This window comes from Arthrobacter sp. BE255, assembly GCF_031457335.1.
Taxonomy (GTDB): domain Bacteria; phylum Actinomycetota; class Actinomycetes; order Actinomycetales; family Micrococcaceae; genus Arthrobacter.
This window is the reverse complement of sequence record NZ_JAVDWK010000010.1, coordinates 139604-153715: the sequence shown is the minus strand read 5'-3', so window position 1 is coordinate 153715 and position 14112 is coordinate 139604. Positions and strand designations below refer to the sequence as shown.

The 14112-nt window shown below is 66.4% G+C and carries 14 protein-coding genes and 2 riboswitches; of the genes, 12 read left to right on the top strand and 2 right to left on the bottom strand.

What is annotated here, in order from left to right:
- Nucleotides 1-8 precede the first annotated feature (8 nt).
- Nucleotides 9-242, bottom strand: coding sequence for a hypothetical protein (locus J2X42_RS16890; protein WP_310166994.1), 234 nt, complete (start codon nt 240-242; stop codon nt 9-11).
- A gap of 193 nt (nt 243-435) precedes the next feature.
- Between J2X42_RS16890 and J2X42_RS16885 the strand changes: the two genes are divergently transcribed.
- Nucleotides 436-819, top strand: coding sequence for a cold-shock protein (locus J2X42_RS16885; RefSeq protein WP_108597270.1), 384 nt, complete (start codon nt 436-438; stop codon nt 817-819).
- Nucleotides 820-827: 8 nt separating this feature from the next.
- On the top strand, nt 828-1427 hold the full coding sequence (locus tag J2X42_RS16880) for a DUF3027 domain-containing protein (RefSeq protein ID WP_310166993.1): 600 nt from the start codon (nt 828-830) through the stop codon (nt 1425-1427).
- A gap of 150 nt (nt 1428-1577) precedes the next feature.
- On the opposite strand, the gene serC is transcribed toward J2X42_RS16880, so the two are convergent.
- Complete coding sequence (serC, locus tag J2X42_RS16875; protein ID WP_310166991.1) at nt 1578-2708, bottom strand: phosphoserine transaminase; 1131 nt, start codon at nt 2706-2708, stop codon at nt 1578-1580.
- A 278-nt stretch (nt 2709-2986) separates the two neighbouring features.
- Between serC and J2X42_RS16870 the strand changes: the two genes are divergently transcribed.
- The 10 genes from J2X42_RS16870 (at nt 2987) to J2X42_RS16825 (ending at nt 14072) form a co-directional block, all read left to right on the top strand.
- On the top strand, nt 2987-3682 hold the full coding sequence (locus tag J2X42_RS16870) for a metal-dependent transcriptional regulator (protein WP_131134139.1): 696 nt from the start codon (nt 2987-2989) through the stop codon (nt 3680-3682).
- 129 nt (nt 3683-3811) lie between these two features.
- Nucleotides 3812-4055: riboswitch (cyclic di-AMP (ydaO/yuaA leader) on the top strand.
- A gap of 10 nt (nt 4056-4065) precedes the next feature.
- Nucleotides 4066-4884: a M23 family metallopeptidase gene (locus J2X42_RS16865; RefSeq protein ID WP_131134220.1), complete on the top strand. Its 819-nt coding sequence runs from the start codon at nt 4066-4068 to the stop codon at nt 4882-4884.
- A 147-nt stretch (nt 4885-5031) separates the two neighbouring features.
- Nucleotides 5032-5194, top strand: a riboswitch (cyclic di-AMP (ydaO/yuaA leader).
- 70 nt (nt 5195-5264) lie between these two features.
- Complete coding sequence (locus J2X42_RS16860; protein WP_310166985.1) at nt 5265-5924, top strand: NlpC/P60 family protein; 660 nt, start codon at nt 5265-5267, stop codon at nt 5922-5924.
- Between the two features lie 133 nt (nt 5925-6057).
- Entirely contained in the window at nt 6058-6804 is a 747-nt protein-coding gene (locus tag J2X42_RS16855) for an NlpC/P60 family protein (RefSeq protein ID WP_310166983.1), read from the top strand.
- Nucleotides 6805-7042: 238 nt separating this feature from the next.
- The gene (locus J2X42_RS16850; protein ID WP_131134136.1) at nt 7043-7543 is read left to right on the top strand and encodes an HNH endonuclease; all 501 of its coding nucleotides are present in this window, start codon (nt 7043-7045) and stop codon (nt 7541-7543) included.
- 31 nt (nt 7544-7574) lie between these two features.
- Entirely contained in the window at nt 7575-8213 is a 639-nt protein-coding gene (locus tag J2X42_RS16845) for an NTP transferase domain-containing protein (RefSeq protein WP_310166978.1), read from the top strand.
- Between the two features lie 15 nt (nt 8214-8228).
- On the top strand, nt 8229-8522 hold the full coding sequence (locus J2X42_RS16840; RefSeq protein WP_310166977.1) for a DUF6457 domain-containing protein: 294 nt from the start codon (nt 8229-8231) through the stop codon (nt 8520-8522).
- Nucleotides 8519-9910 (top strand): molybdopterin molybdotransferase MoeA, encoded by a 1392-nt coding sequence (locus tag J2X42_RS16835; RefSeq protein ID WP_310166976.1) that lies wholly within the window; start codon nt 8519-8521, stop codon nt 9908-9910. Before J2X42_RS16840 ends, J2X42_RS16835 begins: the two co-directional genes overlap by 4 nt.
- 124 nt (nt 9911-10034) lie before the next feature.
- Complete coding sequence (gene fdhD, locus J2X42_RS16830; protein WP_310166975.1) at nt 10035-10925, top strand: formate dehydrogenase accessory sulfurtransferase FdhD; 891 nt, start codon at nt 10035-10037, stop codon at nt 10923-10925.
- A 114-nt stretch (nt 10926-11039) separates the two neighbouring features.
- Nucleotides 11040-14072 carry a glycoside hydrolase family 38 C-terminal domain-containing protein gene (locus tag J2X42_RS16825; protein ID WP_310166974.1) on the top strand — a complete coding sequence of 1011 codons (3033 nt, stop codon included), beginning with the start codon at nt 11040-11042 and terminating at the stop codon, nt 14070-14072.
- The last annotated feature ends 40 nt before the right edge of the window (nt 14073-14112 follow it).

The following is a 14112-nucleotide window of genomic DNA, read 5'->3' as shown; positions in this document are numbered from 1 at the left end:
GTCCAACGTTACCGCCCGCCGGGCTTTCCTGCCCGGCGCCGCCCTGCCACGCTGTCCAGGATCAGGAAGAGCATCAGCAGGAAGGCAACCGGCAGGCCGTACAGGGCGGTGGAGGTGACCCACACGGGGGCGGCGGAACCGGCAAAGGCCAGTGCCATCACAGCGCCCACTGCCGCGAGCGAGAGCAGGGCGACCGCAGCCGCGCAGATCATCAGGAGGCGCCGGTAACGCGAGGGTGTCATGGACGTAACGCTAACAGTCCTTCGGCAGGCGTTCGTATAAAGGCCGTAAAGCAGGATTCGGGCGCGCGGCAGGATAACCTTGAAGCAACAGACCAACTCGGCCCGGGCAGTCATACCCTGAACCCGCATATCAATGCGGATGCGGTGACTGCCGGCCGTGTCTCAAGACGTCAGAACGAAGAAGGTTGATTACGTGCCTACCGGCAAGGTCAAGTGGTATGACAAGGAAAAAGGTTTCGGATTCCTCGCGGGCGAGGACGGCCAGGAAGTTTTCCTGCCCAAATCATCGCTCCCTGAGGGCGTTACCGAGCTAAAGGCCGGAACCCGGGTGGAGTTCGGCGTGGCCGACGGCCGCAAGGGGGCACAGGCCCTGGGCCTCCGCGTCCTGGACAAGACGCCGTCCATTGCCAAGGCCAAGCGGCCCAGCGCCAAGGACCTTGCACCCCTGGTGCAGGACCTCGTCAGCGTGCTGGACAACCTCTCCGGCACCCTGTCCGCCGGCAAGTACCCGGAAGGCAACAAGGGCAAGGCCATCGCCGCAGCCCTGCGTAAGGTTGCCGACGAGCTGGACGTTTAGGCCTGCTGATGAACCCGGAAGCTGAACAGCCGGACCAAACGGCAACGGAGCAGGTGAAGGCCCCGGCCGTCACGGCCGCGGCGGTCGAAACCAAGCGCCCTGCGGGTGTGCCCGTCTGGCGCATCGGCAAACCGGATGCCTTCCTTGCCGGAGCGGTTGATGTGGCCCGCTCCGCCGTCGAAGGCATCACGCCGGCGTCCACCATCGGCACCCACCTCGGCGCCAAGAGTGAAGGCGACCGGCTGGTGACGCATCTCTTTGAGTCGCGCCTGCCCGGTTACCAGGGGTGGCAGTGGTTCGCGGTCCTGACCCGGAACTCGCGCTCCAAGGTGGTCACCATCAGCGAGCTTGGCCTGCTGCCCTCCGAGGAGTCCATCCTTGCCCCCGAGTGGGTGCCCTGGGCTGAACGCGTACGCCCCGAGGACGCCCAGGACGAGGAGGCGCTGGACGCCGGATATAGGGCAGCCGGCGTCGAGGCAGTGTCCGACGCCGAAGAGCAGGACACTGACGAGCCGGACACCGAAGAGCCGGACACCGAAGAGCCGGACACCGAAGAGCCGGACACGGACGAGCCGGACACCGAAGAGCCTGCCGAAGACTCCGAGTAAGACAGCAGACGGCGCCGCCAGGACCAAGGTCCGGACGGCGCCGTCGAACGTTAACGCCCCTGCCACGCCTACCCGTCGATTGCTCCAACAGCGCCCTTTAGCACTCCCAAAAGGGCGCTGTTGGAGCAATCGATGAGGTGTGGCGGGAAGTTACTTGCGCAGTTCGCCCACCACAAAGTCGATGCTGGCCAGCAATGCGGTGACATCAGCCGGTTCGATGGCCACGAACGTTGCGATCCGGAGCTGGTTGCGGCCCAGCTTGCGGTAGGGCTCGGTGTCCACAATGCCGTTGGCACGCAGCACCTTGGCAACAACAGCCGCGTCCACGGAGTCGTCAAAGTCGATCGTGGCGATGACGTTGGAGCGTTCCTCGGCCTTGGCCACAAACGGCGTGGCGTAGTCGGAGGCCTCGGCCCAGGAGTAAATCCGGCCGGCGGAGTCTGCCGTGCGGGCCGACGCGAAGTCCAGGCCGCCGTTGGCGTTCAGCCACTGCACCTGGGAGTCCAGGGTCACCAGGGTGGACAGCGACGGTGTGTTGTAGGTCTGGTTGAGGCGGGAGTTGTCGATCGCCGTCTGCAGGTCCAGGAAGTCCGGGATCCAGCGGCCGCTTGCCTTGACCCGGGCGGCGCGCTCCAGCGCGGCGGGGGAGAAGAGGCCAAGCCACAGGCCGCCGTCGGATGCAAAGTTCTTCTGCGGAGCGAAGTAGTACACGTCCGCTTCGGCAACGTCCACGTCCAGGCCGCCGGCGGCCGACGTCGCGTCCACCAGGACCAGGGCGCCGTCGTCGGCTCCGGACACGCGCTTAACCGGCGCGGACACGCCAGTGGAGGTCTCGTTCTGCGGCCAGGCGTAGACGTCCACGCCGGCCTCGGCCTGGGCAACGGGGCGGGTTCCGGGCTCGGACTTGATGATGGAGGAGGCGTCCAGGAACGGCGCCTTGTTGGTGGCGGAGGCAAACTTGGAGCCGAATTCGCCGAAGGACAGGTGCTGGGCCTTCTTTTCCACCAGGCCAAAGCTGGCAATGTCCCAGAACGCGGTTGAGCCGCCGACGCCCAGTACCACTTCGTAGCCCTCGGGGGCCCGGAAGAACTGGCTGAGGCCCTCGCGGACAGAACCGACGAGGTTCTTGACCGGGGCCTGGCGGTGGGAGGTGCCCAGGATGGTCTTGGACGCGGCTGAGAGTGCTTCAATCTGTTCCGGCCTGACCTTGGAAGGTCCTGCGCCGAACCGTCCGTCCTTTGGCAGGAGGTCGGCAGGAATAGTGATGCTGGTTTCGCTCACAGGGGCTCCAATTTCGGCGTGGACGTAACTCACGTCCGGGACGGTGGGATGGCCGGCAGTCGACGATGGCTGCAACACGGACCTCCCTTATTCTGCCTGAACCGCCGATTGGGCGGGAACCGGCACCGTCATAGTCCAGCCATTGAGACAAGCCTCCGGCAGCCCAGGAATTATCCGGACAAACTCAAAATAGGCTAAGCTTTTCAACGGACTACGTCGCTGTCGGTACGCGATACGGTGGGACAACGCAAGGTACTGCGCTCGAGGAGCTGAGCTGGATGACGGATCTGATCGATACCACGGAGATGTATCTTCGGACCATTTTGGAGCTTGAGGAAGAGAACATCGTTGCTCTTCGCGCACGCATCGCCGAGCGGCTCCGGCACTCCGGTCCCACGGTGTCCCAAACCATCGGCCGGATGGAACGTGACGGCCTCGTGGTGGTCTCCGGAGACCGCCACCTGGAGCTGACAGAGGCAGGCCGTAAGCGGGCCACGGAAGTCATGCGCAAGCACCGGCTCGCGGAGCGCCTCCTGGCGGATGTCATCGGCCTGGACTGGGCTTACGTCCATGACGAGGCGTGCCGCTGGGAGCACGTGATGAGTGAACGCGTCGAGCGGCGCATCTACGAACTGCTGAACCACCCCACGGAATCCCCCTATGGCAATCCCATTCCGGGCCTCGCGGCGCTGGGCGGCCAGGCGTCGTCGCCCTTTACGGACGGCGTGATCAATCTCCTCGAAGCGATGAAGGGCTACGGCCCGGGCTCCAGCGTGGTTGTCAGCCGGCTGGCGGAACCCATCCAGGTGGAGCCGGAGTTGCTCATCCAGCTTGACGAGGGCGGGATCCGGCCCGGTGCCGCGGTCTCGCTGGAGCGCGTGGGCGACTACATCTCGGTCCGGGTGGCCGGGATCGAAGGGGCGCTGGAGCTCCCGCCGGAAGTCGCCGCGCACGTATTTGTATCCGTCGCCTGACGCCTGTTCAGGGGAGGCGCTGAACGGCGTATTTACCCCATTCGTTGGGGTTTACGCAAAGATAACGGAATTGTTACTGTCCGGCTTAATCGCCTATAGTTAACGCCAAGCGTCGATACAAAAGCGTTACCTGATCTGGAGCCGAGCTCTGCCAGCAGATCGGAGTACGAGTCACCAACTGGCAGAGGCGGGGGAACCACAACCGGCGGTCGCAAGGCCGCCTTGGGGTGAAGTCCGTCAGCAGCAAGCCTCTTCCAGCGAAGGATCCTACGGGATATCTCTCTGCGCCGAAGCTTGCTTACGGCGGACCGGGTCTTTGAACTCTCTGACCCGAATCCGACAGCTAACTTCGCAGGCTATCCAGAGAGGAACCGTTCTTGACCATGCAGAATTCCAGGGGCCGCCGCCGCGCGGCAGGCCCCGCAGCAGCGCCCCGCGTTGCCGCAGCAGTGGCCGCGGACAGGCCCCGGGATCCACAGCGCGATGCGCGCCGCCGCCGGGGCCCCTTCCGGCAGATCACCGATTTCGCGGCCGCCAGCGGCGTTGGCCAAAAGGCAGGCATTGCCCTTGCCGCCACCGGCCTGGTGCTCACTGTCACGGTGCCGGCCACCAGCCCCGTGCTGGCCACTCCCGACGCCGGCCAGCAGGCGTCGGCTGTTTCCGCAGCTCCGCAGCCTGAAATCTCCGCCGAAGCAGCCGCAAGAATCGACTTCAGCCGCTCCTCCGTGGTCACCCAGGGCGATCCCGACGGCAAGCTCAAGCAGCTCCTGAGCGCCCAGTCCGCGGGCTCGATCACCAGGGCCGCATCCGCAGGCAGCCTGGGCGCCCCGCTGGCCAGCCTCGTCACCGCTTCGCCGTTCGGCTACCGCGTCAGCCCCATCACCGGCGGCACCGGCGACTTCCACCGCGGCCAGGACTACGTGGCCCAGTGCGGCACCTCTGTCCTGGCAGCAGCCAGCGGCACCGTGACTTTCGCCGGATGGCACCAGTACGGCGGCGGCAACCGCGTGGTGGTGGATCACGGCAACGGCCTTGAAACCACGTACAACCACCTCTCGTCGTTCAACGTCAAGGTTGGCCAGACGGTCAGCCGCGGCGACGTGGTGGCGCTCAGCGGCACCACGGGAGCCTCCACCGGCTGCCACCTCCACTTCGAGGTCCAGGTCAACGGTGAAGTCGTTGACCCCACCGGCTGGCTCTAGCCAAATGATGGCAAGCTCTCACATTCGCGTGACATCCCGTGACCTGAATGTGACATTCGATCTGAACTCCTGTAACGTCTAACGTGCGTCAACTTTTCCGAAGTTGACGTTCTTGAGTGGATTGCCTAGCTCTGCCACCGCTCAAGGTCCGTTCGCATGACATCGTCTGGCAGGGGCGGGGGAACCAATTTTGGTCTTCGAAGTCTGAAGGCCTTGGGGTTAAGTCGCAAAGCTTCCTAGGAAGCGGCGTGGCCGGGTGAACTCCCATCCGAATCCGACAGCTCACCTCGTAGGCATTGGGAGAGGCTACCTTCGTGTCTTCACGCCATAATTCCGCGCGTCACCGCGCGCAAACGGTTCGCACCAACCCTTTGGGCCCCGTGTCCAAGGCTGTCAGTGCGAATGCCGGGACCGTAGGTCGCCAGGCTGCTGTCATCGCAGCTGCATCAGGTCTGATCCTGAGCATGGGGCTTCCGGCCAACGCGGCGGACACCACCGCCGGCGTATCCGCATCCACCGAGTCCGGCTCGCAGACTGCCCTTGCCGTCACCGCTGCCCCCACGGCCACCGTCTCCTTCGAGCGTCCCGTGGTCAAGACCACGCCGGCCCCGAAGGTCGAAACGGTCCGTGCGCAGTCCACTGACACGGAACGGACTTCCGAGGCAACGGCCACCAAAGCCAGCAAGCTGACGGACGCCGTATCCTCTGCGGCCGCATCCGGCCTGGCAGCCATCGCCTACACCGGCATCGGCCACCCCTACGTCTGGGGCGGCACCTCTCCCAGCGGCTGGGACTGCTCCGGATTCACCCAGTGGGTCTACGCCCAGGCCGGCATCAGCATTCCGCGTGTCAACGCCTGGACGGCCATGACGCCCACCGCAACACCCTCTCCCGGTGACCTCGTTGTACAGAATGGCGGCGCGCACGTAGGCATCTACGTTGGCAACGGCATGATGATCAGCGCCCTGAACCCGTCACAGGGAACGCTGCTGCACTCCGTGGCCTCCACCGGCGGCGGATCCTTCTACACCATGAAGTAGAAGAACCCTTCCCCGCTAGAACACTTTTCGCTAAATCCCCGTTCGGGGTGTGCCGGCGTACCCCCAAGATGCCGGCGCACCCACAGCCCTTGGCCTGCCTGCGCGGTCCTAAGGAAAACGAAAGAGAGAAATAATGACTACACGTGCAACTGTTGCACGGCACCGCGCGGAGGTCACCAAGACCAACTCGCTGGCTGTCATTGCCAAGGCCGTCGGCGACAACGCCGGTGGCATGGGTCGCCAGGCCGCGGTTATCGCTGCTGCCTCCGGCCTGGTCCTGACCAGTGGTATCGCAGCCAACGCTGCAGACACCAACGTCCAGCGTGAATCCGCCTCCGCTTCCAACCTTGAGGTTGAGGTTTCCGCTCCGGCCGTCATCTCGGCCGCTTCCACCATTGCCATCTCCTACGAGAAGCCCGCCGTGACCACCACGCCGGCTCCCGTCGTGGAAGCACCCGAGCCCGTAGCTGAGGCTCCGGCTCCCGCAGCCCAGGCTGTTGCCACCGTCAAGGTAGCCGCAGCCGTAGCACCGAAGGCCCCGGTTGCTGCCAGCAGCAAGGGCCAGGCCATCCTGTCCGCAGCCTACGCGCAGCTCGGCGTTATGCAGGACTGCACCATGCTGGTGACGAACTCCCTGGCTGCCGTGGGTATCAACTTCCACGACTGGCCCGCCGGCTACCTGTCCCTGGGACAGACCGTGAGCGCCGCCGAGGCCCAGCCCGGCGACCTGATCTACTACGCCGACGGCGGCGCTGGCGTTGCCCACATCGCTGTCTACGCCGGCAACGGCCAGGCAGTGCACGGCGGCTACAACGGCAACCAGACCGTTGTTTTCAGCGCCAACGTAGGCTCCGGCCCGGTTTTCATCCGCGTCCGCTAATCTCCACGGCAACGCTTCGCAAGGACCCCCGCCCTACGGCGGGGGTCCTCTGCTTTAACGGCTTCTTCGCCGTCACGACCCCGGCAGCGGACCGTCGACACGGGCACACCCCAAAACCGCGGATTAGTTGATCCCGGCTTTCTTTGTTTACTCTTGTGGTGTCGATCCATAGCCCGGACATGCCGGGGGCAGCCGGCCCTCGCGCCCCTGACGGGTGCGGCCGTGAAGAGGTACGTGCATGCGCACTCTCGTTCTGAATGCTGGATATGAACCGCTGGCGGTAATCACCTTCCGCCGGGCGCTGGTCCTTGTGCTCACAGGGAAGGCAAGCGTTGTAGCGGAAGGCGAGGACCCTGTAGTGGGGCCGCAGGAGATTCTGGGCCGCCCGTCCGTGATCCTCCTGAACCGCTACATCCGCCCCCGATACAACCAGTCCACTGCCGTGAGCCGCCGGGGAGTGCTGCGCCGGGACGGGCACAGGTGTGCATACTGCGGCAAAGCGGCGCACACCATTGACCATGTCCAGCCCAAGTCCCGCGGCGGCGCCGATTCCTGGGAAAACCTGGTCGCTGCATGCCTGCGCTGCAACAACGTCAAAGGTGACCACACACCGGGGGAGATGGGCTGGAAGCTCCGTTTCATCCCGGAACCACCGCACGGCACCATCTGGCAGATCAAGGAACTGGAAAAGCCCACGCCCGCGTGGGACCCCTTCCTCCTGCCTGAAAAAGCTGCCTGACCAGTTCCTCCCGGCCCGCTAGGCTGGGATTGTGCTTTCTGATGCCTTCGAATTCGACGCCGTCGTCCTGGCGGGTGGCCGCTCGTCGCGGCTGGGTGGCGTGCCCAAGCAGGCGCTGACGTACGACGGCGCCACCCTCCTGCAGCGGTCCCTGGCCGCGGCGGCAGGCGCGCGTTCGGCCGTGGTGGTGGGCCCGGACCCGGGCCGGTTGCCCGGTGGAGTGATCACCTGCCGGGAGGAACCGCCGTTTGCCGGACCGGCGTCGGCAATTGCCGCGGGGCTGGGCGCGCTCGGTGGAACGGACGGGCCGCGTCCGCCCTTCACCCTGCTGCTGGCCTGCGACATGCCGAACGTGGGTGCTGCGGTCCAGACCCTTCGTCTGGCCCTTCGGCCCGGCGACGGCGCCATGGCCGTCTCGCCGGACGGACACCGCCAGCCCCTCGTGGGTTTTTACAGCACTGCGGCACTGCAGCGTTCGGTGCAGGACCTGGTCTCGCGCGGTGCCTTAATGAACGGCTCTGTGTCCGCTCTCCTTGCTAGGCTGGACGTGCAGCTTGTCACCGTCCCGGCGGGCTCCACTGATGACGTGGATACCTGGGATGATGCCGCCGCGCTTGGAGTGGCCGGCCGGGACCATGACCAGGTTCCGGACCTGCGTGGCCGCAGTTGAATTGGGAGGCAGTCAGTGAAGAGCCAGGATGAGACGCTGGAAGAATGGTGCAGGGCGCTCCTTCAGGCCTACGAGCTCGAAGACGTCCAGGTAGACGTTAACGCCATCCTTTCGCTTGCCGGAGTGGCTGCGCATTCGGTGGTGCGGCCGGCCGCGCCGCTGACCACATTTATTGCGGGCTTTGCCGCAGGACTTGCCTCAGGCTCGGGCCGTGCCACGGACGCCGCGTCCATGTCGGCGGCCATGGACGTGGCCCGCACCCTGGCCGCGGACTACGATTCTGCCTCCGCCGGGACCCCCGGCGAATGACGGCTGCCCCCGGCGACAACGACGACGCACCCAAGCAGGACACGCAGGACGAACCCGCCAGGCACCTCGCCCATACCTGGGAGGAAGCCCGCCAGGCTGCCTTCGGCTGTGCCGCGCCGATACCGGCCGGGCGGGTCCCGTTGCAGCAGGCCCTTGGCCGGACCCTTGCCGGGGACATCACCGCGCTCCAGGACATGCCGCACTACGCCTCGTCCGCCATGGACGGCTGGGCGGTTAACGGCACCGGCCCCTGGATCCTGGCCGAGACCGGCCAGCGGCTGGCGCCGCATGAGGCCAGCCCCATCGTCACCGGCGGGCTGATACCAGCCGGGGCCAAAGCTGTACTCCGCAGCGAGAGCGCGGTCCTGGGCAAGGACGACGACGGGCTGCCGGTCCTGATGGTCGGCGGCGGCGCACGCCCCGGCGAACCGAAGAACGGCCAGCACATCAGGAAAGCCGGCGAGGAAGCGTCCATGGGCGACATCCTGGTCAAGGCAGGAGCCACCCTCAACCCGGCGCACCTCGCAGTGGCTGCCCTGGCCGGCCACGATGACCTGCTGGTGGAGGGCAAACCGGTGGTGAAACTGCTGCTGACCGGATCCGAGGTGGTGACCCACGGGATGCCGGCGCCCGGGCAGGTCCGTGACACATTCGGCCCCCAGCTGGCCGCCGTCGTCGACATGCTGGGCGGCATCCCCGCCGGGCAGGAAAAGATCGGCGACTCCTACGAGGAATGGCTCGCAGCCCTGGAAGACGTGGCCGAGCCCGGCGGCGAGGTTCCCGCCGTCCCGCCTGCCGACGTCGTCATCACCACCGGCGGCACCGGCCGCTCCGGAACCGACCACCTTCGCCAGGCCGTCGCCGACCTGGGCGGCCGGCTGGTCATTGACGGGATCGCCATGCGTCCGGGCCACCCGGCCGTCCTCGCGGAACTGCCGGACGGCCGGTTTGTCCTCGGGCTGCCCGGCAACCCGCTGGCCGCCATGATGGCACTGTCCACAGTGGGTGCCCCGTTGCTCGCGGCCCTCGGGCACGGGTCCATGCCGGCGGTCCAGGAAATGCCCTCCGGAACCACCATCGAGCCGGATCCCGGACGGACCCGGCTGATGCCGTTCCGGCTGCTCTACGGCATGGCATCGCCGGCCCAGCACACCGGCCCCGGCATGATGCGGGGGCTGGCATCGGCCGACGGCGTGATGGTGGTGCCTCCCCACGGAGTGCAGCTCGGTGAAACAGTCCAGGCCTTCGCCCTGCCCTGGGGTCCGCCGCTCGCCACCCCCGCACCACCCGGCACCAAAGCCAAAACCCCTGCGCGGGCTGCCCGGAAGGCAGGATCCAAGCCCGCGGCACCGGCAGGCCCTGTGGACTGGAGTGCGCTCCTGGGCTGACCGTGGCGTGGCTGGCTTAGTGCCCCTGCCCTTGCAATGATGGACTCATGAACAGGCTCCCTGCCCACCGCCGGCACGTACGGAACACGCTGCAGGGCTTCCGCTCCCAACCCAAGGAACAGCCATGGGCCGCGTAACGCAGCGCCGCAAGGTCCACCGCTACGTGCTGGACGGGTCACCCCAGGCCCTCGAGTTCCCCGTGCGGCACCGTGAGGACACCCTCGCCGTGGAGGAACCCCTGGAAATCCGGCTGGGCTCCCTCTCCTTTTCGGTCACGATGCGCACTCCCGGCGACGACTTTGACCTCGTGGCCGGATTCCTGGTGTCCGAAGGCATCATTTGGACCCCCGAACAGCTGGTGTCCCTGCGGTTCTGTGCCGGTGAGGACGAAAACGGCGTGCAGACGTTCAACGTCGTGGAGGCCCAGCTGCGCCCCGACGTCGAGGTCCCCACCATAGGCCGGAATGTCTATACCTCAAGCTCGTGCGGAATCTGCGGCACTGATTCGATCGAGGCGGTCCGGAAATCGTCGCACTACAGCCCCGCAGCTGACCCGGTCTCGGTGCCGGCAGCCATTCTCGCGTCGCTGCCTGACCGCCTTCGCGAGGCCCAGGCGGTCTTTGACGTCACCGGGGGAGTACATGCTGCCGGACTGTTCAGGATAGGTGACGACGGCGGCGTGGAGCTTTTGTGCCTCCGCGAGGATGTGGGCCGGCACAACGCCGTGGACAAGGTGGTGGGCTGGGCACTGCGGGAGCGGATGCTTCCGCTGTCCGGCCTGGTGCTCCAGGTCTCCGGGCGGGCGTCCTTCGAGCTGGTGCAGAAGGCTGCGCTGGCCGGCATCCCCGTACTGGCCGCCGTCAGTGCACCCTCCAGCCTCGCCGTGGAGCTCGCGGAGGCGAGCGGACTGACCCTGGCGGGATTCAGCCGTGGGACAAGCCTGAACGTTTATGCCGGGCAGCACAGGATTACTGTGCCTGCTCCGGCTGGGAATCCGGCGCAGGTCCGGGGATAAAAAACTGGTATGGAACCGGGCCCGCGGAGGCTTGGTTATTACGCTACTAAGCAGTAGATTTTATCCATCGAATGGACACTTTGATCCAGTTTCAAGCGTTAAAGAGGGCTTACATTGCATGACGACCGACGGATCACGGAAGTCCGCCTGGACCGTTTCGTCCGCGAACGGATCATCCCCGCTGTCTACACACGCAGCGTCCCACTGACCCTGAGCAGCTGGGATGTGCCGGACGAACCGGTGACCGTGATGGAGGCCCTGCGGCACGACTTTGTGCCCCAGGAGCCGGCTGCCGCCTGGGGCAAGCCCTGGGGAACCAAATGGCTGAGGCTGCAGGGGGACGTCCCGGAATCCTGGGGCACCGACCCAGACACCGCAGTGGAAATCGTGGTGGACCTTGGCTTCACCAACGAGACCCCGGGCTTCCAGTGCGAGGGGATCGCGTGGCGCCCGGACGGCACCATCATCAAGGCCATCTCGCCGCGGAACCAGTACATCCCGCTGAAGCTGCTGGGCAGCGGCATGGCCGTGGACTTCTACGTCGAGGCAGCAGCCAACCCCGACGTCGCCCAGGGCTGGACGTTCGCCGCCACCCCGTATGGTGACAAGGCCACGGCCGGAACGGCACCCCAGTACCGGCTGGGCAGCATCGCCATCGCGGAACTCAACCAGACAGTGTGGGAGCTCCAGCAGGATATCTGGACCCTTGCCGGGCTGATGCATGAGCTCCCGATGGAGCAGCCCCGGCGCCACGAAATCCTCCGCGCGCTCGAGCGGATGATGGACGCCATGGACCCGGACGACATCGCCGGCACCGCCGCCGCCGGGCGCCGGGTGCTGGCGGAGGTACTGTCCAGGCCGGCCTACGCCTCCGCGCACCAGCTAGTGGCCACCGGCCACGCCCACATCGACTCCGCCTGGCTCTGGCCGGTGCGCGAAACCATCCGCAAGTGCGCCAGGACTTTCTCCAACGTGGTGGCCCTGATGGATGAGGACCCCGGCTTTGTGTTCTCCTGTTCCTCGGCCCAGCAGCTGGCCTGGATGAAGGAGTTCTATCCGGAGCTGTTCGGCCGCATCCGGGAGAAGGTCAAAGCCGGACAGTTTGTGCCGGTGGGCGGCATGTGGGTGGAATCAGACACCAACATGCCCGGCGGTGAAGCCATGGCCCGGCAGTTCGTAGAGGGCAAGGGATTTTTCCTCAACGAGTTCGGCGTCGAGTGCCGCGAGGCCTGGCTGCCGGACTCCTTCGGCTATTCCGCCGCCCTGCCGCAGATCGTAAAGTCGGCCGGCAGCCGCTGGTTCCTCACGCAGAAAATCTCCTGGAACCAGGTCAACCGGATGCCGCACCACACCTTCAACTGGGAAGGGATCGACGGCACCCGGCTCTTCACGCATTTCCCGCCCGTGGACACGTACAACTCCGAACTCAGCGGCCGGGAGCTGGCGCACGCCGAACGCAACTACCGCGACCACGGGCGCGGCACTACCTCGCTGGTCCCGTTCGGTTATGGCGACGGCGGTGGCGGACCTACCCGCGAGATGCTGGCTGCCGCACACCGCACTGAAGACCTGGAAGGATCGCCCAAAGTCCGGGTGGGGTCCGCCGAAAGCTTTTTCACCCAGGCTGAAGAAGAGTACACCGCCCTGCCGGTGTGGGTGGGCGAAATGTACCTGGAACTCCACCGCGGGACCTACACCAGCCAGGCCCAGACCAAACGCGGCAACCGCCGCAGCGAGCACCTGCTCCGCGAGGCCGAACTCTGGTGTGCCACCGCAACCGTCCGCACCGGCGGGTCCTTCGCCTACCCGGCGGCAGAGCTCAAGCGGCTCTGGCGCCTGGTCCTGCTCCAGCAGTTCCACGACATCCTGCCGGGCAGCTCCATCGCATGGGTCCACCAGGACGCCGAACGGAATTACGCCGCCATCAGCGCGGGCCTTGAAACCCTCATCGCGCAGGCCTCGGCCGCCCTGCTCGGTGAGGGCACGCAGGAGTTCCTGCTCAACGCAGCGCCGCACACCCGCGACGGCGTCCCAGCGCTGGGTGCCGCCATCCGGCAGCCAGCCGGACAGCCCGTCAATGCATTGGAGCAGGACGGCGGATATGTGCTGGACAACGGCGTGATCCGTGCCGTCCTGGATGCTGACGGACTCATCGTGTCCCTCTCGGATTACGCCAGCGGACGCGAAGCCATAGCGCCCGGCCAGCGCGGCAACCTGCTGGAGCTCCACCGGGACACACCCAACGAATGGGACGCGTGGGACATTGACGAGTTCTACCGCCGCAACGTCACCGCACTGAGCCAGGCGCAGGCGGTGCGCCTGGAGACTGACGGCCCGTCCGCCGTCGTGGTTGTGGAGCGCCTGGCCGGTTCGTCGCCGCTGACACAGCGGATCACGCTGGCACCAGGCAGTGACTCGTTGGCCATCACCACGTCGGTCGACTGGCAGGAGAGCGAAAAGCTCCTCAAGCTGGGCTTCGCTCTGGACGTCCGGGCGGACCGGTCAGCCGCTGAGACACAGTTCGGCCACGTCTTCCGCCCCACCCACGTCAACACCTCGTGGGAAGCCGCCAAGTTTGAAATCTGCGCCCACCGCTGGATCCATGTCGCCGAACCGGGCTACGGCGTGGCCGTGTCCAACTCGTCCACATACGGGCACGACGTCACCAGGAACATCCGGGAGGACGACGGCGGGACCACCACCACCGTCCGGCTCTCGCTCCTGCGGGCCCCCAAATTCCCTGACCCCACCGCCGACCGCGGGCACCACGAGCTGACGGTCACCATCCGCCCCGGCGCCGGCATCGCCGAAGCCGTGGAGGAGGGGTACCGCACCAACCTGGCGCCGCGGATCGTGCGGGGGGCCAACCCGGCGGAACCGCTGTTCACAATCGGCAACACGGCGCTGGTCATCGAGGCCGTGAAGCTTGCCGAGGACGGCTCGGGAGATGTTGTTGTCCGGCTCTACGAATCCCTGGGCCAGCGTTCGGCCGGGCACATTAAGGCCAACTTCCCGGTCCGGGACGTCTACGCCACGGACCTGCTGGAACGGCCCGCCGAAGCTCCCGGAGTCACACAGGACGAACAGGGCCAGGCCGGGCTGTCCCTGCGTCCGTTCCAGCTGGTCACGCTGAGGTTCGTCCGCTGACACCAGGGCCTTCCGTGCACGGGCCCGCTGAGATTCCCGC